Below are 20122 nucleotides of genomic sequence, written 5' to 3' on the forward strand. Positions count from 1 at the left end.
ACGGGAGCAGACTATTCGCTGTCGCGGACCCAGCTGGCGAGATCGTCCAGTGCGCGGGCGCTGAGGGCCATTTTGCGGGCCGGGGTCTTGGCCTTGCCCTTGATGCGGTTTCCGTCGGCGTCGTGGGTGGGCTGGGTGATCGGCGGGAAGAGGCCGAAATTGACGTTCATCGGCTGGAACGAACCCTTGCCGCCGTCCAGATGCCCGCCGGTCACGTGAGCGATCAGCGCGCCCAGCGCGGTGGTCGCTGGCGGTGCATCGAGCTGACGTCCGTGTCGCATAGCGGCAGCATAGCGCCCCGCCAGCAGCCCCATAGCGGCACTCTCCACATACCCTTCCACGCCGATCAGCTGGCCGGCGAAGCGCAGGCGCGGCTGTGACTTCAGACGCAGCTGGCTGTCGAGCAGTTTCGGCGAGTTGAGGAAGGTGTTGCGGTGGATACCGCCGAGGCGCGCGAACTGGGCCTCTTCCAGGCCGGGGATCATGCGGAAAATATCGGTCTGGGCGCCGTATTTCATCTTGGTCTGGAAGCCGACCATGTTGAACAGCGTGCCCAGGGCATTGTCCTGGCGCAATTGCACGATGGCCCAGGGCTTCACGGTGGGATTGTGCGGATTGGTCAGCCCGACCGGTTTCATCGGCCCGTGGCGCAGTGTCTCGCGGCCGCGTTCGGCCATCACTTCGATCGGCAGGCAGCCGTCGAAATAGGGCGTGTCGGCTTCCCATTCCTTGAACTCGGTCTTCGGCGCGTCGAGCAGCGCGTCGATGAAGGCCTCGTACTGCTCCTTGTCCATCGGGCAGTTGAGATAGGCTTTCTTCTCCGCCTCCGTCTCGCCCTTGTCGTAGCGCGACTGGAACCAGGCCTTCTCCAGGCTGATGCTCTCGCGGTGGATCACCGGGGCGATGGCGTCGAAGAAGGCCAGCTCGCCTTCGCCGGTCTCGTCCAGAATGGCCTTGGACAGGCTGTCCGAGGTGAGGGGGCCGGTGGCGATGATCACACTGTCCCAGTCTTCCGGCGGCAGGCCGGCAATCTCGCCGCGTTCGATGGTGACCAGCGGATGCTCGCTCAGGCGTTTCGTGACAGCCTGGGAGAAGGCGTCGCGATCGACCGCCAGGGCACCGCCGGCGGGCAGGCGGTTATTGTCGCCCTCTTCCAGGATGATCGAGCCGAGACGCCGCATCTCCTCGTGCAACAGACCGACCGCATTGGTGCGGTGATCGTCGGAACGGAAGGAGTTGGAACAGACCAGTTCGGCCAGACCATCGGTCTTGTGGGCGTCGGTTTCCTTCACGCCGCGCATTTCGTGCAGGATGACGGGGACACCCTGGCTGACGAGCTGCCAGGTGGTTTCGGAGCCGGCCATGCCGCCGCCGACGACGTGTACGGGTTTCATCGCTTGATCGGTCATGCGCGGCATATCGAGCGCGCACCGCGCGAAGTCAATGGCGCGGGGTAGCTGGACGGTTGACGCGGCCGCCTTCCCGCGCCTAACTCGTCAAGAGCGAAGGGGGGCGTGATGCAATTGAAACTTGTTGGTCTGGCAGTAATCGCGTGCTTGTGTTCGAGCGCTGGTTACGCAAGCGCACAGGACCTGCCGTCCTCGGTCACCGGACCCTATGTCGAATACGAACGCGCCCTGGCGGCCGGAGATGCGGCGGCGGCCCATGACGCTGCGCGACGGGCTTACGAGGCGGGCGAGGCGGAGAATATTGACCGCGAGACGCTCGGCCTGCTGGCCGAAAACTACGGCTCGGCGGCGGCAGTCAGCGGAAGTTTCGAACAGGCGCGCGACGCCTGGCGTGAGGCGGCCCGGCTGGGCGATCGTTTGCGGCTGGCCCCGACGGAACGGGCCTGGCGCTGGCACAATGCTGCGGTGAATGCCTTCAGGGCCGAGGACATGCGTGATGCGCACCGGTGTTCGCGCGAGACGGTCGAGGCGCTCGCGGATCTCGACCGGATTGACGGCGATGCGCTGGTCTTCGCCGAGGAGGCGTACGCGCTCAATGCACGCCTGGCATTGAGCACGGGGCAGGCCCGGCGGGCGCTGGAGCCGGCCGAGGCCCTGATTGCGCTGCAGGTCGCGCGCGGGGGCGTCCCGGACGCGGCATTCGCCAATGCACACTATGTGGCCGGTATTTCAAGGCTGGTCCGGAGTGACAATGTCGAGGCCGCCTATCATTTCCACATGGCGATGGACGTCGCGCGAGACCAGGAGGAGGCCGATACCGAGGAGCTTGAAAGGCTCATCTACAACGCAAGCGCGCTCCGCCTGCTGGCGGCCAGCCGTGCCGGGCACCGCGCATCGCGGGTCGACGCCCACCTGGAAGCGGACCCGATTCATCAGTCGCGATACATGTCCGAGAGCGATGATGAAGAGCCCGACCTTCCGCCGGGCCGGATCGATGCAGAGCCGATAGAGCGGGCGGAACCACGCTATCCCAGACGTGCTGAGGCAGACGGGATGGAAGGCGTGATCATCGTCGAGTTCGCGGTTGATGAAACCGGCCGCGTCGTCGATCCGCAGATCCGGGCGTCTGTTCCGGGCGGACTGTTTGACGAGGCGGTTCTCAGCGCGATGGAAGACTGGACCTACGCGCCGGCAACACAGGATGGTGTTCCGGTTCGGCGCGATGGCGTGTCCGTCTGCTTCACCTTCATGATGCGCTAACAGACCGGGTCTCAGCCCGCTGAATTATTCCCCTGCATCCTCGCCATCCTCGCCCGATCTGAGCGCGTCTTCGATACGGTCGCGGACGCGGTCGAGGGACGTGTTGTCGGGGATGGGGCCATCGGAGCAGACAGCCTGGAGCGCCGCCCATTGGGCTTCGTCGAGTGCGGGCTCGCCGGACCAGCCGATCTGTTCGGCGGCGGCGCGGGCCCGTTCTGCGCGGGCCCGGGTGTCGGGATGGGTGCGCAGCACGCTGCTCAGCCAGCGATCATTGCGCGCCTCACCGGTGTTCGCTGAGGGCTCGGACATCGCCTCGTCCGGCGTGTCGGCATCGTCTCCGGCATCCTCAGCTTCAGCCTCCGCTTCGCCTTCCAGCACCGTCTGCATGCGCTCGAAGAAATCGGCGAGCCCATGCGGGTTCATGTCGGCGGCGACGAGGTATTGCAGCGCATAATCGTCGGCTTCGCTTTCCGCGCCGCGGGTATGGCGCAGGCTTTCCAGCGTCGCGCCGGTGCGCGCGATTTCCTGTCCGGCGCCGGAACCGCCGCCGATCATGAATTCCAGCAACACGCCGAATCCCATCTCGCGAAGCTGCGCCGCCATGACGTGACGCTGGGCGACATGGGCGGCTTCGTGGGCCAGCACACCGGCCAGCTCGTCCGGGCTTTCCATCTCGTCGATCAGCTCGTCAGTGACCAGGATATGGCCGCCGGGCAGGGCAAAGGCATTGGGGAAGCCGGCATCGACAATGCGCAGGCGGAATTCGAAGGGCGAGCCGGACACGGCGTGGAGCCGTGAGGCCAGGCTGTCGAGCGCCGCCCGGGCTTCTTCCCCGGCTTCGCATTCGTCGGTGAACCAGGCGACCATCTGGTTGGTCTGGTCGCCCATGCGGCGTTCCACGTCCAGCGGTACGGCGTGGGCGAGCGGGTGCGACAGGAGGGGCAGGCCGACAAACAGGAAGGCGAGGCTGGCGACGGCAATGCCGGTGAGCGCCGCGCCCAGGATGAGTGTGCCGCGCCGGGTCCGGCCCGGTGCGAAGAGTTTCGGGAACCAGGTGCGCAATACGTCCCGGTCGCCCGGGGCGATCCACAGCCGGGCATCGGACCCTTTTTCGCTGATGACGGCGGCGCCGTCCGGCCGGTCGGGCAGGCGGTGCAGTTGGGGCACCTTCCAGCGCACGGCGACACCCTCGCCATCGAGGGCGAGGGTGTCTGCGTCGAGCGTTACCGTCACCGCGTGAAGCCTGGCGCTCTCGCCGTCGGCATAGGTGCCGGCCAGGGCCGGCCGGCCGGGTGTGGGCGTACTAGATGACATTGCCGATATCGAATGCGTCTGCCAGTCCCTCGCCGGCCTTGGGGCCGCGATCGGCATTCTGGCGCACGGCCTCGATGTCGATTTCGCCCTCAGCGTCCAGGCGTTTGAAGATATAGCGCCACAGGCGCAGCTGGGCGACAGGCAGGCCGAAACCCAAGGTCAGCGTGACGATCAGGAAATTCGTGATGAAAATCCAGCCCAGGCTGAGCGATCTGGCGTCGAGGCGGAAGGTGAGGTTTTCCAGGCCCAGGATCTGCGCCTTGCGCCGCATCACGGCGGCGGCATAGGGCAGGCTCGCAAGCCCCACAAACAGTACGTAGGCGATTGCCAGGCCGTAGATCTTGACCAGCATCATGACGTCGGGCGTGGGTATTGTGTCGCCCATGTTCCCGAAGCCGCCGAACAGCACGTACATGTAGCCCGCGATGAAGCCGATATAGCCGATGACGCCGGCGAACCAGGCCAGCGCAAAGGTGGGGTAGAGCGGCCCGGCCAGGCCCTCATCGCCCTGCAGGATCTCGAACTTGCGGTCGCCGAAGAAGGTCTCGCGCCACAGCCGGCGGGTGAGGCGCATCTCGGCTGCCGGGGCGTACCAGCCCAGCGTGATCCCGCTCAGCAGACCATAGCCCACCGAGGCCCAGGCATAGGTATTGGCCGAGCCGGCCTGGCCGAAGCGGATGCCACGCCAGGTGGTCCGGCTCAGCCGGTAGCGGCGGGCGATCCAGACGGCGAGCCCGAGCAGCCAGGAAAAGAAGATCAGGATCGGGATGTAGGCGAGGCCGAAGACCAGCAAGAATGTTTCCGGCGGCAACAGGAGCTGGCCGGCGAACATCACGGCGTAGACCGGCAGGAAGATCAGCACCATCACGACGATGAAGGAGCGGAACAGCTCCCAGCCGGAGCCGGTGTATTCCATCGGCGTGCCGTTGATCGTCGTCGTCGACCACATATAGCGCCGCACCCGCGTACGCCCCCAGAAACGCCACAGGGTCAGGGTGACAATGTTCAGGAGTGCGTTCAGGAGGGTGATCGGCAGGATGCCGCCCACCGTGCCGTTCTGGGCAAAGACCAGGCGCTCGCCGCCGCTTCCGGCCGTTTCAGTGGCCGGGTTTTCGGTGGCAGGTCCGGCGGGCGCGTTTTCCGGCGCGCCGGGCTCACCGCCGCTGCCGGCCGGTGTGGTTTCGTCTGACATGCTGTCCCCCTGGGTCGATCAGAAATCCCGGTTCCCGAATGGGACGTTAGCCCGCGGACATGACGCGTCAATGTCAAAGTGGATCGGACGCAAGAGCAACTCCACATAGCGGTCTGCGCGACGTGCGCTGTAGAAGGCGCGGGGCTGCTGCTGCCCTTTTCTGCCGAACTGCGCTAGATCAACGGTTCTGCCCTTCCAGCCTGCCGAGCCGCCCATGCCGTCTCCGACATCCGTTCCCGTCCTGCGCAGTGTTTTCGCCGCCTATGCCTTCTTCCTGGTGCACTGGCGCAAGATCCTGATTGCGGCCATCCCCTACACGGCGGCCTATGCGGCGCAACTCGCCCTGATGCCGATGACGGCTGCGGGCAACGAGCCGTCGGCGCTGGGCCTTGTGGCGTGGGTGTTGTCACTGGCGACCGTCGTGGCGAGCGTGGCGCTCTCGGCGGCATCGCTGCGCCTCGCCGTGCGCGGCGAGATGCCCGGCTGGCTGGGGCTGCAGCTGGGGCGCGAGGAGTTGCGGCTGTTCGCTGTTTACCTCCTGACCGGTTTCCTCGTCGTGATCGTCTTCGTGCTGGTCTTCCTGTTCTGGGGCACGCTGTTCGGAACGGTGACCATGGGCGCGCTGGAACGTGCCGGGATCGATCCGGAAGCGTCCGGCTTCGATGTCGCCGGCGCAACGCAATACATGGGCACATCGGACTGGGTTGTTGTCATCGCGGCCGGTATCGCTGGCCTGGCCATCGTCACCTGGCTGGCGGCGCGCCTCGTGCTGGCCCTGCCGGCGACAATTGCCACCGGCCGGATCCAGGTGATGAAGGCCTGGCCGCTGAGTGACAGGAATGGCTGGCGTATTGCGGCCACGCTGCTGCTCGCCGGCCTGCCGCTGACCCTGTGCGAACTGGCGCTCTATGAGCTTCTCAGCACTATGCTGGGGCATCGCCTGATCGACGTCTCGGCGTCGATACCGCCGGAGATGACCGGGACGCCGGGCCTGGCCCGGGTGCGCGAGTACGGGCTGTGGCTCGGCCTGTTCGTCGGGCTCAATTATCCGGTGATGTCGGGGCTCTACGCCTATCTCTACCAGAAACGCACGCGCACGGCGGCCGCCTAGCGGGTGGCCGCCGGGACATCAGCGCGCGTTTTCCCTCTGGCCTGTTCCTCGCGATCCGTCATGATGACAGCGGACAGGGAAACGGCCAGCAGGGGGCTCTCATGACGGTACGCGCATTCGATATCGGCAATGCCATCTTCCATTTCTTCAAGCGGTTTGGCGAGAATCCGGGCGGTGCGCTGTGGATCATGATCTGCCAGACCGTGCTGGTCGGTTTGTTGTTTGCCGCGGGGGTGAGTTTGCTCATTCCCGTCTGGGACAATCTCTCCCAGCTCATCATTCTCGACGAGGCCGGACAGCTCAGCGACGAGGAGGCGGTACGGCGTGCCTTCGGCATGGTGATGCCGATCATGGGGTTTGCCCCCTTCATGGCGCTGGCGGGGATTGCTCTGGCGCTGATGAGCCAGGCGGCCTGGCTGCGTTTTCTCACCCGCGGCGAGATCAAGCCGGGCCTGCCCTTCCGCCTGGGTGGTGACGAGTTCCGCCTGCTGGGCGTGAACATTCTCTACTGGGTCATGGGTGTTGTGCTCTATTTCGGCTTCACGATCTTCTTTGCGATCTCGGTCGTCGGGGCCGGCGTGGCAGCGGGCGGCAAGGATGCCAATGTCTTCACCGGTGCGGCCGGCGGCCTGATCGTTGCGCTGATCGTGCTGGTATTGCTGATCGCCGCGCTGGTGATCGCCGTGCGTATGGCCTGCGCCCCGGCGCTGACCGTGCACCAGTCGCGCTTCCGCTTCTTCGAGAGCTGGACGGCGACGCGTGGTGTCTTCTGGCACATGCTGGTCTCCTATATCGCGGTCGCGGTGATGGTCTTCATCCTGTCCTCCATCATCGGCGGCGTGATCCAGCTGGCCTTCCTGGGTGCGCTCTTCCCGGTGCTGATGGAGTTCATCGCGCTCGAGGCCTCGGGCGCCCAGGCCGACCCGCAGCAGGTGATTGATGCGATTTCCAGCGTCTTCGCCAATCCGGTCACGATCGGCATGATCGGGCTGGGCTTCGTGCTCAGCTATCTGATGCAGATCGTCTGGGAAGGCATGTGGCACGGCGTGGCGGCCTATAACGCCCGGCGTGTCGGCGAAGAGGGCAGTGCCGACGACCGCACCGTGCTGGACCAGGATCACCCGATGGGCGCCTCGCCCCGCGAGGGCTAGCGGCGAAGGGGTTGCGCTGATAGATTGTTTTCCGGAGTCATTCTCGCTCAGGATGTCTGGAGATGACGGCGTGACCTCGAAGGCCTTCAACCCGTTTGCCGCCGCTTTTCATGGGCCCCTGCAGATGGTGCGCCGGCCTGTGGCGGCGGCCCTCCTTTTCCTGGCCAGCGCTTTGCTCGCAACGCTCCTGGCTGGCGGGGTGTTCACCGTCTACGGCGCATCCGGCCTCGCGGAATCCGGCCTCCCGCAGCGGATGGAAGACCTGCGTGTGGCCGATACCGCCATCGCGCTGTGCCTGATTCTGGCTGTGTGGGCGGGCTATATCTCGATCAGCGCGGCCTGGCTGCGGTTTCTGGTTCGCGGAGAGGTCCACGCCTTTCCCTTCCGGCTGGGCGCCGATGAAGGGCGGCTGACGCTGAGCCTTGTTGTCCACGCGCTGATCCTGGGGGCTGTCCTGGCCGTCGCCGTTCTGTCGGTGTGGGCAATGGTTTCTCTGGTCGAGTTCGTGTCGGACATTACGCTTCCTGACGAGGTTGCCATTGCGGTCCTGCTGGCGGCGTTCGCCTGGGTGAGTGTCAGGCTGTGGGCCTTGCCGGCGCTTAGCATCCGCGACAGGCGTGTCTGGGGGACGGACGTCTGGCCGGTGACACGGGGCATCTTCTGGCCCGCCCTGCTCGCGCTGGTGATTGTCGCTGCCATGACCGAGTTCGCGCCGTTCAGCAGCGTCACCAAGCGGTTCGACCTGATCGGACCGAGCGATCTGGGCGCGGTCACCGCGCTCTGGGTGTCGCCGGATTCGGCCGGCATGCTGCGATGGGCCCTGATGGTCGTCTTCTCGCTCGCCGCCAGCATCGTCTCATACGGCTATTCCGCCTACATCGCGCGCTGGGACGCGCTGCAGGAGCGCGAGCCGGTGGCTGACGATGCGCTCTTGCGTATGCGCGACGGCGCGGCATCCTGATCCCGGCCGCCGCGCGCGGCCTGACGGCAGGATGCGAGGCGAAGCGGAATGACAGACACCGAACAGTCCGGTCCTTCCGGTGATGCACCAGACGCTGATGCGGACGGCCCGCAGAAGCTGGAAGCCCTGTTCAACGAACTCGCGGCCGCGGCCGATGGCAGCGCCATCACGCTGGGCGAAATCCTCGATGCCCTGGAGAAGCGCTCCTTCGGGCCGCTTCTCCTTCTGCCGGCGCTGGTCTCGATCATGCCCGTCATCGGCATGCTGCCGGGCGTCACCTGGGCGATGTCCGGGCTGACCCTGCTGATCTCGCTGCACTTCCTCGCCAATTCCCGCCGGCTCTGGCTGCCGCAGCGCATCCGGCGGTTCGAGGTCTCCGCCGACGCCTTCCGGCGCGGCGTCGACTGGGTGCGGCCCTGGCTGCGCCGGGTCGACCAGGTGATCGAGCCGCGCTTTCACATCCTGTTCGACTGGCCCTGGACGATGGGGTTCGCCGCGCTGTGCGTGGTGATGTCGGTGGCCATGTTCGCCGCCTCGATCGTGCCGGGCGGCGTGGTCGTGCCCGCCCTGGGTATTGTCATCATGGCCGCCGGCCTGACCGTGCGCGATGGCCTGGTCCTGGTGCTCGGCGCGCTGGCCTCGGCCAGCGCGCTGTGGGCGGTCTGGCTGATCGTGGGGTAGGGCGCCCTGCGCCTACCCCGCCTTTGCCCGCAACTCCCTGTCGCGTTCCAGCATCGGGGCGAGGTAGCGGCCGGTCCAGCTGGCCTCGACCCTGGCGACGTCTTCCGGCGTGCCCTGGGCGACAATCTCGCCGCCGCCGTCGCCGCCTTCCGGGCCCAGATCGAGCAGCCAGTCGGCGGTCTTGATGACGTCGAGATTATGCTCGATCACCACGACGGAATTGCCCGCATCGACGAGCTCGTGCAGCACTTCGAGCAGTTTGCGGACATCCTCGAAATGCAGGCCCGTGGTGGGCTCGTCGAGAATGTAGAGCGTCTTGCCGGTGGCGCGCTTGGAGAGCTCCTTGGAGAGCTTGACCCGCTGGGCCTCGCCGCCGGAGAGCTGGGTGGCCGGCTGGCCGATCTTCACATAGCCCAGGCCGACGCGTTTGAGCGTTTCCATCTTGTCACGCACGGCCGGCACGGCCTTGAAGAAGTCGGCGCCTTCCTCGACCGTCATGTCCAGCACATCGGCGATCGACTTGCCCTTGAACTGCACTTCCAGCGTTTCGCGGTTGAAGCGTTTGCCGTGGCACACATCGCAGGGGACGAAGACGTCGGGCAGGAAGTGCATCTCGATCTTCACCACGCCATCGCCCTGGCAGGCCTCGCAGCGCCCGCCCTTCACATTGAAGGAGAAGCGGCCGGGCTTGTAGCCGCGGGTCTTGGCTTCGGGCAATTGCGCGAACCATTCCCGGATCGGCGTGAAGGCGCCGGTATAGGTTGCCGGATTGGAGCGCGGTGTGCGGCCGATCGGCGACTGGTCGATATCGATGACCTTGTCGAGCCGGTCGAGCCCCTCGACGCGGTCGTGCGGGGCGGGAACCTGCTGGGCTTTCTGGAGCTTGCGGGCCGCCGCCTTGTAGAAGGTCTCGATGGTGAGGGTGGACTTGCCGCCGCCGGACACGCCGGTGACACAGGTCATCACGCCGAGCGGGAATTCCGCATCCACGCCCTTGAGATTATTGCCCGTCGCGCCGACGACTTTCACCGTGCGCTTCCTGTCGATCTTGCGGCGCTTCTCCGGCACTTCGATACGGCGCGTGCCGGCAAGATACTGGCCGGTCAGGCTTTTCGGATTGGCCATGACTTCCTTGGGCGTGCCCTCGGCGACGATTTCACCGCCATGCACACCGGCTGCGGGACCCAGATCGACGACATAATCGGCGGTCAGGATGGCTTCCTCGTCATGCTCGACGATGATGACCGTATTGCCCAGATCGCGCAGCCCCTGCAGGCTTTCCAAGAGGCGGGTATTGTCGCGCTGGTGCAGGCCGATGGAGGGCTCGTCGAGCACGTAGAGCACGCCGGTCAGGCCCGAGCCGATCTGGCTGGCCAGGCGGATGCGCTGGCTTTCCCCGCCCGACAGCGTGCCCGAGGCACGGTCGAGGGTGAGATAGTCCAGACCCACATCGACCAGGAATTTCAGGCGTTCGCGGATCTCCTTGAGGATGCGCTCGGCGATCTGCTTGTCCTTCGGCGACAGTGTCTCATAGACCGCGGTGAACCATTCTTCAGCCTTGCGGATGGAGAGTTTCGAGGCGTCGGAAATGTCCTGGCCGTCGATCTTCACGCTCAGCGCTTCCGGCTTCAGGCGCCGGCCGCCACAGGTCTCGCAGGGCTGGGAGGACTGGAAGCGGGCGAGATCCTCGCGCACCCAGCTACTGTCCGTCTCGCGCCAGCGCCGCTGCAGGTTGGGGATCACGCCCTCGAAGGGCTTTTTCGTCTCGAATTTCCGAAGCCCGTCCTCATAGACGAAGGTGACGTCTTCCTTCGTGCCCCACAGCACGACCTTGCGGAAATCCTCCGGCAAGTCGCGCCAGGGCGTGAACATGTCGCCGCCGAAATGGCCGGCCAGCGCCTGCAGCGTCTGCTGGTAGAGTTTCGAGGTCGCCCGGCTCCAGGGCGCTATGGCACCGTCGGACAAGGGCTTGTCGCCGTCGGGTACGACGAGATTCTCGTCGAACTTCAGCGACTGGCCGAGCCCGTCGCAGGTCGGGCAGGCGCCGACCGGATTGTTGAAAGAGAAGAGGCGCGGCTCGATCTCCTCGATGGTGAAACCGGAGACCGGGCAGGCGAACTTCTCCGAGAAGATCATGCGCTCGGCCTTGCCCTTCTCGTCGGTTCGGTCGGCCGACTCGGCCACGGCAATACCGTCGGCCAAGCGTAGCGCGGTTTCCAGACTGTCGGCGAGGCGGCTTTCAAGGCCCTCCTTGATCACCACCCGGTCCACCACAACGTCGATATCGTGCTTGAACTTCTTGTCGAGCGCGGGGACCTCCTCGAGCGTGTAGAACTCGCCATCCACCTTCACGCGCTGGAAGCCGGCCTTCAGCCATTCGGCGAATTCCTTGCGGTATTCACCCTTGCGGCCGCGCACGACGGGCGCCAGCAGATAGAGGCGGCTGCCATCGTCGAGCGCCATCAACCGGTCGACCATCTGGCTCACCGTCTGGCTCTCGATGGGCAGGCCGGTGGCGGGCGAATAGGGCACGCCGACGCGCGCCCACAACAGGCGCATATAGTCGTAGATCTCGGTCACCGTGCCGACGGTGGAGCGCGGGTTCTTCGAGGTCGTCTTCTGCTCGATGGAGATGGCCGGAGACAGACCCTCGATCGAGTCCATGTCCGGCTTGGCCATCAGCTCCAGGAATTGGCGCGCATAGGCCGACAGACTTTCCACATAGCGTCGCTGGCCCTCGGCATAGATCGTGTCGAAGGCGAGCGAGGACTTGCCCGAGCCCGACAGGCCCGTGAACACGATCAGGCTGTCACGCGGCAGCTCGACGGAAACATTCTTCAGATTGTGCTCGCGTGCGCCCTGCACGCGGATTTTGTCGAGCGCCATGACCGAGCTGAATCCCGTTTGAACCGAAGTAAAGGCGCGGAACACTATGAGAACGAAATCGTCTGTGTCCTGCGGCGTATACTGTTTTCACATAAGGCCATGCCGCCCAAGCGTCCAGTCAGTGACACGCGCTTCCTGACACCGTTGTGGCGGGAGGCGGCGGTCTCAAACAGAGGCTTTGCGTCGAAGACGTTCGATTTTGCGCTGTACCAGCACGTATTCCGTTGCCGCGAGGCCGGCCAGGGTCGCTGCCACCACACCAAAAAGGAAGCTGAAACCCTGCATCCAGTACAGCAGCGCCAGTGTCAGCAAGGTCACGACGGCACTGATGATAGCGCTGGACTGCGCGACGCGCTGGTATTTGACGATCTGCGATGGTGCGTCGGTGAAGAAATCGACCGTCGCCTCGCTGCCGGGCCGGGTGCGTACATACACCCAGGAATGACAGGTACACACCAGCTCCCACCCCGCGTCAGCACAGAACACCGCATAGTCCGGGGTGGTTTCGGACATGAAGTCGTGATGATAGCGGACCTCGCAGGGTTCGCCCTTGGCAAACTTGAACAGAAAATACGCTTTCACAGCGACAAGGTGCCAGCCATCGCGGGCCATGCGCTCAAGCCAGCGGGCTTCGGCGCTGTCTTGCCACATGAAAAACACCCCGATGCGCCAGATTGTCCGTTCCTGTTCGTGGGTCATCAGTCCGCCTTTCCGATCAGCGCCAGCGCCTGCTGTCCGTGTTCGACCATCTCTTCCAGCCGGCTGATTTGCTCGCCAAGCGCCGCAGCGCCGGTCTTCGTGAGCCGGAAAGTCTTGCGCCGGTTGCCGGATTCAGAGCTGGCTCTGGCGATCCATCCGCGTTCGGTGAGCGTCGTCAGGGCGCCATAGAGCGTGCCCGGTCCAATGCTGACGCGTCCGGCACTGATCTTTTCTGCCTGCTGTGCGACGGCGTAGCCGTGCCTGGGTTCGGCGAGTGCGATCAGAATGTAGAACATCGCTTCACTCACCGGCGGTAGGGAATCGGACATCGGGCCTCCAACATCGTTACTATATCGCCTCCCGATATAACGTCAATCGATATATCGGGAGGCGATATAGAGGGGTGCGTCTCGCTAGCAGCCGGATTCTTGCCGGCGGCAAGATGGCAACATGGTGTGAAGGGGCGAGCTGAGCGGCTTGTGATCTGTCTTGGCGGCGCGGGCAATGTCGTGGCCGTTGCCGAGGCCGAGGAGGTCTTCCTTGCGCAGGTCTTTGGGTTCTGCGGCGACTGATCCGGACGAGATGAGCGTGATGCAGGCGGGGAAGACTGTCTTTCCGGCATGTAGTTCGGGGCGGAACCACCGTCAGAATGGAGGCGATGTCCGCATCTTGTGTCGCGTTGCGGTCCGCCGGAAGCATGCTATATTTCTGGAGCGGGGATGAGCCTCTCGGCCCACCCCCTGTCCTTAGACTACGAATAGGACCCGGATCCGCAATTGCCAGGTGGTCCGGGTCTTTTTCATGTCAAAGGCGATGATAAGCGGAAAAAATCCCATACCATCGTCTCCAGTTTGAAAACAAAGCCCCTAAAAGCAGAAACAGAGGGGGCTACGGTCAGGGTGGCTCATCCTCCCTGATGCGCCGCTGGCCCGGCGCTGCTGCTTTCGCCTTCAAAACCGTTTGCGCTCATTCGTGGTGGCCAGCGTCACGATCGGCTGCGTCTGTGCTCCCGACCTCTCTGGACTCTCGCCAGCCCCTCCTTTCAAATCGGCGCGACTCGCGGGCCGCGTTGACCTGCGGAACATAATGTGAACAAATGGGCTGTCCGTAAAGGGCGGCCGCGACAAGACGGAGCAAGGGCGATGGCGGGAAGCGTCAACAAGGTAATCCTGGTGGGCAATCTGGGCCGCGACCCGGAAATCCGCCGCATGAATAATGGCGATCCGGTGGTCAACCTGTCGATCGCCACGTCGGAGAGCTGGCGAGACAAGAATTCCGGCGAGCGCCGCGAGAAGACCGAATGGCACCGCGTCGTGATCTTCAACGATCAGCTGGCCAAGGTCGCCGAGAACTACCTGAAAAAGGGTATGAAGGTTTACATCGAGGGTCAGCTGCAGACCCGCAAATGGACCGACCAGAACGGCCAGGAGAAATACTCCACCGAAGTCGTGCTGCAGCGTTTCCGCGGCGAGCTGCAGATGCTCGACGGCAAGGGCGAGGGCGGTGGCTCCTTCCAGGGCTCGTCCGGCGGCGGCTATGACAACAGCTTCGGCAGCCAGGGTGGCCAGGGCGGCGGTTCGCGCCCGATGGAAGGCCCCAAGGAAGACTTCTCCAACGCCGACCTGGACGACGAGATCCCGTTCTAGTCGGGAATGCTCCGGCGCCGTAACACCGGCCGTCATCCCCCGGCTTGTCCGGGGGATTCAGGCTGTCCCGTCTGAGGGGGCCTGTTCTTTCGCGCTATCCCAACCCGATGGACGAGGTCCCCCGGACAAGCGGGGGATGACGTATTGGGGGAAGGGCGTTCCTCCCGGTGGCGGTTCGCCCAGGCGTGTCGAGCCATCCCGATTGCCCCCGCGGGACGCGCGTGCCGCCAATCCCGCTTCCGTTTGCAGTCTATAACTAATTTTTTAGTTGAATGCGCCGCCGGCCGGGATAGGTTGGCTCTATCAACTAAGGAATTCGTAGATGGCTCGTCCTGCCTCTCCTCAGCTTACCGATGCCGAGCAGCGCATCATGGCGGTCCTGTGGGATCGCGATGAGGCCAGCGTGCGCGAGATCACCGATGTGCTCGCACCGGATCACGGCCTGGCCTACACCACGGTCCTGACGACGGTGCGCATCATGGCCGGCAAGGGCTATGTCGGTTTCCGCAAGGATGGTCGCGCCCACATCTATCATGCGCTGCTGTCGCGTGAGGGCGCCCAGGCCTCGGCACTGGGATCGCTGGTGAAATCCCTGTTCGGCGGATCTGCACAGAGCCTGGCCCAGCACCTGGTGAAGGACGACCAGCTGACGCTGGAAGACATCGAGGCGCTGCGTGCCGAAGTGCTGCGCAAGAGCGGCGGGGAGGGCGAACCATGATCGCGGCCCTGATCCCGTCCGCCGGTTTCGCGCTGACCGCGGCGGCGGTGCTGGCGGCCGGTATTGCCGTCTTCGACCGGTTCGCGCCGCAGGCCTGGCTGCGCGAGCGCCACGATCTGGCGCTGGCCGCCATCCTGACCGTCCCCCTGGTCTTTCTTGTCGCGGTCCTGCCGCGGCCATCGGCGCCGGAGCAGGCCTTGCCGGTCTATATCGAAACGCCGGTTGCGGCGGATATGGCAGACACGCCCGTCAAGGCGCAGGAGCGCCTGCCCGAACTGCCCGATATCGAGACGGCCAGCCTGATGGACGGCCTGCCGGTCTCGCCGGACATGGCGGCCGGCATCGGACTGGCAATCTGGGCGGCCGTGACGCTGGCCATGCTGCTGCGCCTGGCCGCCGACCTGGTCGCGCTGCAGCGTCTCAAGGCGCGGGCGCGCCGCACGGTGCCGCCGGCGGAACTGGCGATGTCGTTTGCCCTGCCGGTGGCCGAAAGCGACGAGGTGAACTGCCCCATGGTGGCCGGTTTCACCGCGCCCTTGATCCTGGTGCCGCGCGGCTTTGCCCTGGACGTCTCGGCCCGGCCCGTGATCGAGCACGAAATTGCCCATGTGCGCCGCGGCGATACCTGGGCCGCACTGGCCGTGCGGGCGATCATGGCGGTGTTCTGGTGGGCGGTGCCGCTGCGCTGGGTTCTGCCGGTGCTGGACCGTTCCCGCGAAGCCCTGTGCGACCGCCAGGCGGCCCGGATCACCGGTCAGCCCCGCGCCCTGGCCATGGCCCTGCTCGATAGCGCGGCAGCGGCCGTGAAAACGCCCTCCCTGGCTCTTGCGGCCGCGCCGACCCGCAGTGGTCTGGCCCGCCGTATCGGCCACCTCACAGCGCCCGGTGCGCTCGATCGAAAGGACAGTGTCATGCGTTTTGCTCTCATCCTCCCCGTGCTGGCTGCCGGAAGTCTCATCCTGACGCCGGGCGTCGGTGCCACCCTGGACGCGCCGGCCGCCGTGCCGCGCTCGCTGGACGAGGCGCTGGATCGCGATGCCCGCCTCTTCCATGCCGCCCGCCGCGGCCGCACCGGCGAAGTCTCGGCCCTGCTGGCCGACGGTGCCAATGCGGATGTGCGTTTCTCCGGTGACGGTACGGCGCTGACAGCCGCCGCGCGCAATGGCGAGCGCGAGACAGCCCGCATCCTGCTGGCGGCCGGTGCCGATCCCGATCTGGGCGTGCGCGGCGACGGCAATCCGCTGATCGCGGCGGCCGCCCGCGGCGACTACGAGATGGTGGAGATGCTCCTGTCCTACGGCGCCGATGTGAACGAAGCCTATTCTGGCGACGGCAATGCCCTGATCGCAGCAGCACTGCGCGGCCGGGGCGACGTGGTTGATCTGCTGCTGGAAGCCGGCGCCGACCCCAATGCCTATGTCCGCGGCGACGAGACCCCGCTGATCAATGCGGCCCAGGGCGGTCATGTCGATGTCGCCGAACGCCTGGCCGAGGCCGGAGCCGACCTGTCGCTGACCGTGCTCGCCAATATCCGCGACGGCCGCGAGGAATACCGCTCGCCGCTCAGTGAAGCGCGTCGCAACGGCCATCGCGACATGGTCCGCTGGCTGGAGGCGAATGGCGCCACGCATCAGGAACCGACGGGCCGCTAGCCTCAGCTGCCACACCCGCCGCCAGCCATTCAAGGCGCGGCGGCGGGATTCAACTTCTGGAGACATCAATGACGAAATCCTCTTTCGCCAGCCTGGCGAAACCCTTTGTGCTGGGCGCGTGTCTGGCCGTTGCGGCCACCACCACAATCGTCCTGGCAGCCCAGGCCCAGAGCCCGGATCAGCGCGCCGCCGGCTTTGCCGATCATCTGCGGCCGCGCATCCAGCAGGCCGGCGCGCCGCAAAGCTGGACACTGGAAGGCCGCATGGCGCACTACGCCGTGCCCGGCGTTGCCGTTGCGGTGATTGATGATGGCGCGGTGGTCTATGAAGCCGGTTTCGGCGTGTTGCAGGCCGGCGGTGACGCGCCGGTCGATGCGCACACCGTGTTTTCCGCCGGCTCGGTCAGCAAGGTCGTCACGGCGACGCTGATCCTGCGGCTGGCCGAAGCCGGCTATCTCGATCTGGATGCCGATGTGCTGGACACGGTCTCGTCCTGGCAGCTGCCGGCCGAACGCGATGCCTTTGCCGGTGAGCCGGTCAGTCTGCGGGCCATTCTCTCGCACACCTCCGGCTTCAACATTCACGGCTTTGCCGATTTCCAGCCGGGCGAGGCCCTGCCGGATGTGATCGCGACGCTGGACGGTGCGGCCCCGGCCGGCGGCGAGCCGCTGGCGCGCGAATTCCGCACGGGGACGGGGTATCAGTATTCCGGCGGCGGCTACACGCTGGCGCAATTGCTGGTCAGCGATGTAATGGGCGCGCCCTTCGAGGCGGTCGCGCGCGACCAGTTGTTCGCGCCGCTGGGGCTGACGCGCAGCACCTACACCAATCCGCTGCCGCCCGAGCATGGCAATATCGCGCGCGCTCACAATGGCGGTGGTGAACCGGTTGCCCTGCCGCGCGGTTATGAGGCCATGCCGGAAATGGCGGCGTCGGGCCTGTGGACGAGCGCCCATGATCTGGGTGCGCTGGTGGCCGGGCTGATCGACAGCTATCGCGGCGAGGCGGGGCCGCTGTCGCAATCCGGGGCCCTCGCCATGATGACCCGTATCGCGCCCGGCGAGCACGGGCTGGGACCGCGGGTGACCGGCAGTGGCGAGAGCTTTGTCTTCCACCATGGCGGCACGAACAATTCCTATCGCGCCTGGATCGAGGGCCATCCGGCTACGGGCGACGGCCTGGTCATTCTGACCAATGGCGCCCGGGGGCGGTCCCTGATCAACGAGATCCGCAATGCGGTTGCCGACACGATGGACTGGCCGGTCAATGCGCCGGTCGTGGCGCCGCAGCTGAGGCTCGATCCGGCCGTTCTGGCGGATTTTTCGGGCGCCTATGCGGTCGATTCCGGCTTCCCGGTCGAGCTGCGTGAACAGATGAGCGGCGGGTTTTTCGAACTGCCGCTGGCGGTGCGCGTCCAGGACGGCCAGCTGGAAATCGGCCGGGCCGGCGGCGATCGCTACAGCCCGCTGACCCCGCTCTCGCCGACGCGTTTCGTGCTGGCCGACATGGCCGACACGATGGGCGTCTGGGAGGTCGAGTTTCATCGCAATGCGCTGGGTGAGGCGACGGGCCTGACCCTGCGGCTGGAAAACGCCCTGTCGCACTATCAGCGCCAGGACTGATCTTCCGGCGGCGCCCCTGCGCTGTAGACTGGCTGCAGATTCGGCCGGAGGGGCGCCGCCTTGAAGATACTCATTGCCGGAGCGTCCGGCTTTATCGGGTCCCATATCGCGGCGCATCTTCACGCTGGCGGACACGCCGTGGTGGCGGCCGCCCGGGGCGTGGAAAGCGCCCGACGGCGCGCGCCCGGGCTCGACTGGGTCGCCTGCGACTTCCGGCACGATAGTTCCGAAGACTGGGCGGAGCGCCTGGCGGGCGTCGATGCGGTGGTGAATTGTGTCGGCGTGCTGCAGGACGGGCTCGGCGATGACAGCCGCGCGGTCCATGTCGCGGGGGCGGATGCCCTGTTCGCGGCGTGCGAACAGGCCGGTGTCCGGCGAGTGCTGCACATCTCGGCGGTCGGGGTCGATGCGGCTGCCGGGTCCAGCTATGCGCGGGACAAGCTGGCGGGGGAGGCGGCGCTGAAAGCCCGCGATCTCGACTGGCTGATCCTGCGCCCCTCACTGGTGATCGCCCGCAATGTCTATGGCGGAACGGCCCTGCTGCGCGCGCTGTGCGGTATTCCCTGGATCACGCCCCTGGTCGGCGGGCAGCAGGTCTTCCGGCCCATCGGCATGGATGATCTGTGTGCGGCGGTGGCGGACCTTGCCCGGCCGGACGCACCGGCCCGGCAGAGCTTCGATCTGGCCGGGCCGGAACGGGTCAGCCTGGCCGATGCCGCGCGCGGCTATCGCCGCTGGCTCGGTTTCGGCGAGACCCGTATCTGGCCGGTGCCGCGCTGGCTGGCCGCCCCGGCCTTCCGGGCCGGGGATATTCTGGGCTGGCTGGGCGTGCGCACACCCCTGCGCAGCAACGCTCTCAAACAGCTCGACTTCGATGTCGAAGGCGATCCGGCGCCCTGGATCGAGGCCACCGGCGCCCGGCCGCGCGGCTTTCATGACTGGCTCGCAGCTCATCCCGCCGGTGTGCAGGATCGCTGGCAGGCGCGGCTGGGCTTTGCGCGGCCGCTTGCGCGCTGGCTGCTGGGCCTGTTCTGGCTGGTGACGGGGCTTCTGACCCTGACCGTCGCCCGGTCCGGCGCGATGGATGTACTGGCGGGAGCGGGGCTGACAGGTTCGGCAGGTACCGCCGTGTTCTGGCTGACCTCGCTATTCGACATCGCTGTGGGGCTTGCGATGCTCGCCAAATGGCGCGTGCGCGGTGTCGCGGCGCTGATGATTGCCGGCACGCTTGGCTATATCGCCGGGATCAGCTGGCTGGCGCCGGACCTGTGGGCCGATCCGCTGGGCCCGGTGATCAAGGTGTTTCCCGCGATGGCGCTGGCACTGCTGGTGGCGGCGACGGAGGATGAGCGCTGATGGATCTCTACGTGCTCGCCCGGCTGGTCCACATTCTCTCGGCCTGTGTCCTCTTTGGATCCGGCGCGGCGATTGCCTTCTTCATGTTGATGGCCTGGCGCTCCGGCGAGCGGGCGGGCTTTGCGCTCGCGGCGCGCCATGTGGTCCTGGCCGACTGGCTGTTCACGGCGAGTGCGGTCGTGATCCAGCCCTTGTCCGGCATCGCGCTGGCGCATCTGGCCGGATGGCCGCTGACCGCGCCCTGGCTGCTGGCCAGCTACGGGCTCTACGGCTTTATCGGGGCCTGCTGGCTGCCGGTGGTGTGGATTCAGTATCGCGTGCGCGACCGGCTCACGACGGCGGAGGGTGGGGCTGTCCCGCCGGAGGTTCACCGTCTGATGCGGATCTGGTTCGTGCTGGGCTGGCCGGCCTTTGCCGCGCTGATCGGGATTTTCGTCCTGATGATCACCAAGCCGGGCTTCTAG

General features: G+C 66.1%; 17 protein-coding genes. 11 read left to right on the plus strand and 6 right to left on the minus strand.

Going from position 1 to position 20122, the window contains the following annotated elements:
- Positions 1 to 11: 11 nt before the first annotated feature.
- Positions 12 to 1418: a methylenetetrahydrofolate--tRNA-(uracil(54)-C(5))-methyltransferase (FADH(2)-oxidizing) TrmFO gene (gene trmFO / locus ACXAJV_RS08625; protein ID WP_475084245.1), complete on the minus strand. Its 1407-nt coding sequence runs from the start codon at positions 1416 to 1418 to the stop codon at positions 12 to 14.
- A 99-nt stretch (positions 1419 to 1517) separates the two neighbouring features.
- On the opposite strand from trmFO, the gene ACXAJV_RS08630 reads away from it, so the two are divergent.
- Positions 1518 to 2669, plus strand: coding sequence for an energy transducer TonB (locus ACXAJV_RS08630; RefSeq protein WP_475084246.1), 1152 nt, complete (start codon positions 1518 to 1520; stop codon positions 2667 to 2669).
- A 24-nt stretch (positions 2670 to 2693) separates the two neighbouring features.
- Here the strand turns inward: ACXAJV_RS08630 and ACXAJV_RS08635 are convergent, their stop codons facing one another.
- Positions 2694 to 3983 carry a M48 family metallopeptidase gene (locus ACXAJV_RS08635; protein ID WP_475084248.1) on the minus strand — a complete coding sequence of 430 codons (1290 nt, stop codon included), beginning with the start codon at positions 3981 to 3983 and terminating at the stop codon, positions 2694 to 2696.
- Complete coding sequence (locus ACXAJV_RS08640) at positions 3973 to 5175, minus strand: YjgN family protein (RefSeq protein ID WP_475084250.1); 1203 nt, start codon at positions 5173 to 5175, stop codon at positions 3973 to 3975. Before ACXAJV_RS08640 ends, ACXAJV_RS08635 begins: the two co-directional genes overlap by 11 nt.
- A 214-nt stretch (positions 5176 to 5389) precedes the next feature.
- Here ACXAJV_RS08640 and ACXAJV_RS08645 point away from each other — a divergent pair, with 214 nt between their 5' ends.
- The 4 genes from ACXAJV_RS08645 (at position 5390) to ACXAJV_RS08660 (ending at position 9079) form a co-directional block, all read left to right on the plus strand.
- On the plus strand, positions 5390 to 6286 hold the full coding sequence (locus tag ACXAJV_RS08645) for a hypothetical protein (RefSeq protein WP_475084253.1): 897 nt from the start codon (positions 5390 to 5392) through the stop codon (positions 6284 to 6286).
- A gap of 101 nt (positions 6287 to 6387) precedes the next feature.
- The gene (locus tag ACXAJV_RS08650) at positions 6388 to 7437 is read left to right on the plus strand and encodes a hypothetical protein (RefSeq protein ID WP_475084255.1); all 1050 of its coding nucleotides are present in this window, start codon (positions 6388 to 6390) and stop codon (positions 7435 to 7437) included.
- A gap of 52 nt (positions 7438 to 7489) precedes the next feature.
- Positions 7490 to 8398 carry a hypothetical protein gene (locus tag ACXAJV_RS08655; protein ID WP_475084258.1) on the plus strand — a complete coding sequence of 303 codons (909 nt, stop codon included), beginning with the start codon at positions 7490 to 7492 and terminating at the stop codon, positions 8396 to 8398.
- Between the two features lie 48 nt (positions 8399 to 8446).
- Entirely contained in the window at positions 8447 to 9079 is a 633-nt protein-coding gene (locus ACXAJV_RS08660) for an exopolysaccharide biosynthesis protein (RefSeq protein WP_475084260.1), read from the plus strand.
- Positions 9080 to 9091: 12 nt separating this feature from the next.
- Here ACXAJV_RS08660 and uvrA read toward each other — a convergent pair whose 3' ends face one another.
- The 3 genes from uvrA to ACXAJV_RS08675 form a co-directional block, all read right to left on the minus strand.
- Positions 9092 to 11965, minus strand: a complete 2874-nt coding sequence (uvrA, locus tag ACXAJV_RS08665; protein WP_475084261.1) for an excinuclease ABC subunit UvrA — start codon at positions 11963 to 11965, stop codon at positions 9092 to 9094.
- A 165-nt stretch (positions 11966 to 12130) separates the two neighbouring features.
- On the minus strand, positions 12131 to 12664 hold the full coding sequence (locus ACXAJV_RS08670; RefSeq protein ID WP_475084264.1) for a DUF2812 domain-containing protein: 534 nt from the start codon (positions 12662 to 12664) through the stop codon (positions 12131 to 12133).
- Positions 12664 to 12993: a PadR family transcriptional regulator gene (locus tag ACXAJV_RS08675; RefSeq protein WP_475084267.1), complete on the minus strand. Its 330-nt coding sequence runs from the start codon at positions 12991 to 12993 to the stop codon at positions 12664 to 12666. The genes ACXAJV_RS08670 and ACXAJV_RS08675 overlap by 1 nt, the downstream gene beginning before the upstream one ends.
- 813 nt (positions 12994 to 13806) lie before the next feature.
- Here ACXAJV_RS08675 and ACXAJV_RS08680 point away from each other — a divergent pair.
- From ACXAJV_RS08680 to ACXAJV_RS08705, 6 genes are all read left to right on the plus strand, one after another.
- The gene (locus ACXAJV_RS08680; protein WP_475084269.1) at positions 13807 to 14310 is read left to right on the plus strand and encodes a single-stranded DNA-binding protein; all 504 of its coding nucleotides are present in this window, start codon (positions 13807 to 13809) and stop codon (positions 14308 to 14310) included.
- A gap of 322 nt (positions 14311 to 14632) precedes the next feature.
- Complete coding sequence (locus ACXAJV_RS08685) at positions 14633 to 15028, plus strand: BlaI/MecI/CopY family transcriptional regulator (protein WP_475084272.1); 396 nt, start codon at positions 14633 to 14635, stop codon at positions 15026 to 15028.
- Positions 15025 to 16680, plus strand: a complete 1656-nt coding sequence (locus tag ACXAJV_RS08690) for an ankyrin repeat domain-containing protein (protein WP_475084274.1) — start codon at positions 15025 to 15027, stop codon at positions 16678 to 16680. Before ACXAJV_RS08685 ends, ACXAJV_RS08690 begins: the two co-directional genes overlap by 4 nt.
- 68 nt (positions 16681 to 16748) lie before the next feature.
- Positions 16749 to 18302: a serine hydrolase domain-containing protein gene (locus ACXAJV_RS08695; protein WP_475084277.1), complete on the plus strand. Its 1554-nt coding sequence runs from the start codon at positions 16749 to 16751 to the stop codon at positions 18300 to 18302.
- Positions 18303 to 18362: 60 nt separating this feature from the next.
- On the plus strand, positions 18363 to 19658 hold the full coding sequence (locus tag ACXAJV_RS08700) for an SDR family oxidoreductase (protein WP_475084279.1): 1296 nt from the start codon (positions 18363 to 18365) through the stop codon (positions 19656 to 19658).
- Complete coding sequence (locus tag ACXAJV_RS08705; protein WP_475084282.1) at positions 19658 to 20122, plus strand: DUF2269 family protein; 465 nt, start codon at positions 19658 to 19660, stop codon at positions 20120 to 20122. Before ACXAJV_RS08700 ends, ACXAJV_RS08705 begins: the two co-directional genes overlap by 1 nt.

This window comes from Maricaulis sp. ABE4_448 (genome assembly GCF_056160825.1).

Coding starts and splice junctions, on each gene's coding strand:
- ACXAJV_RS08635 (WP_475084248.1), bottom strand. CDS start 3,983: ATGTCATCTAGTACGCCCACACCCGGCCGGCCGGCCCTGGCCGGCACC.
- ACXAJV_RS08705 (WP_475084282.1), top strand. CDS start 19,658: ATGGATCTCTACGTGCTCGCCCGGCTGGTCCACATTCTCTCGGCCTGT.
- ACXAJV_RS08630 (WP_475084246.1), top strand. CDS start 1,518: ATGCAATTGAAACTTGTTGGTCTGGCAGTAATCGCGTGCTTGTGTTCG.
- ACXAJV_RS08685 (WP_475084272.1), top strand. CDS start 14,633: ATGGCTCGTCCTGCCTCTCCTCAGCTTACCGATGCCGAGCAGCGCATC.
- ACXAJV_RS08640 (WP_475084250.1), bottom strand. CDS start 5,175: ATGTCAGACGAAACCACACCGGCCGGCAGCGGCGGTGAGCCCGGCGCG.
- ACXAJV_RS08680 (WP_475084269.1), top strand. CDS start 13,807: ATGGCGGGAAGCGTCAACAAGGTAATCCTGGTGGGCAATCTGGGCCGC.
- trmFO (WP_475084245.1), bottom strand. CDS start 1,418: ATGCCGCGCATGACCGATCAAGCGATGAAACCCGTACACGTCGTCGGC.
- ACXAJV_RS08650 (WP_475084255.1), top strand. CDS start 6,388: ATGACGGTACGCGCATTCGATATCGGCAATGCCATCTTCCATTTCTTC.
- uvrA (WP_475084261.1), bottom strand. CDS start 11,965: ATGGCGCTCGACAAAATCCGCGTGCAGGGCGCACGCGAGCACAATCTG.
- ACXAJV_RS08690 (WP_475084274.1), top strand. CDS start 15,025: ATGATCGCGGCCCTGATCCCGTCCGCCGGTTTCGCGCTGACCGCGGCG.
- ACXAJV_RS08670 (WP_475084264.1), bottom strand. CDS start 12,664: ATGACCCACGAACAGGAACGGACAATCTGGCGCATCGGGGTGTTTTTC.
- ACXAJV_RS08645 (WP_475084253.1), top strand. CDS start 5,390: ATGCCGTCTCCGACATCCGTTCCCGTCCTGCGCAGTGTTTTCGCCGCC.
- ACXAJV_RS08655 (WP_475084258.1), top strand. CDS start 7,490: ATGTCTGGAGATGACGGCGTGACCTCGAAGGCCTTCAACCCGTTTGCC.
- ACXAJV_RS08660 (WP_475084260.1), top strand. CDS start 8,447: ATGACAGACACCGAACAGTCCGGTCCTTCCGGTGATGCACCAGACGCT.
- ACXAJV_RS08695 (WP_475084277.1), top strand. CDS start 16,749: ATGACGAAATCCTCTTTCGCCAGCCTGGCGAAACCCTTTGTGCTGGGC.
- ACXAJV_RS08675 (WP_475084267.1), bottom strand. CDS start 12,993: ATGTCCGATTCCCTACCGCCGGTGAGTGAAGCGATGTTCTACATTCTG.